The following is a 243-nucleotide window of genomic DNA, read 5'->3' on the forward strand; positions in this document are numbered from 1 at the left end:
GAAACGCTGACCCCGGGCGCCGTCGATTCCGCCCAGCTGGCGGTTGAAGTGGGAGGCTTCCGAGAGCTTGCGAGAAAATCGGTCCGTCCCGAACATTTGGCGGACGGTTCCGTTCTCTCGGGTCATATCGGGGAGGGAGAAATCCGTTCCAGCCATATCGGCTCGGCTCAGATTTCAGAGGAGCTGATTGAGAACGGAGCTATAAAATCACTGAAAATCGGCCGGAGAGCTGTCGAAAGCCGA

The 243-nt window shown here is 57.6% G+C and carries 1 protein-coding gene; it reads left to right on the forward strand.

Annotation, left to right across the window (positions count from 1 at the left end; all coding sequences use genetic code 11):
- A partial coding sequence (locus KVT34_RS30930) for a hypothetical protein (RefSeq protein WP_217563364.1) occupies positions 1-243 on the forward strand: 243 nt, incomplete at both ends.

Source organism: Paenibacillus sp. GbtcB18 (assembly GCF_019091125.1).
In the GTDB taxonomy this organism is placed as follows: domain Bacteria; phylum Bacillota; class Bacilli; order Paenibacillales; family NBRC-103111; genus Paenibacillus_F; species Paenibacillus_F chitinolyticus.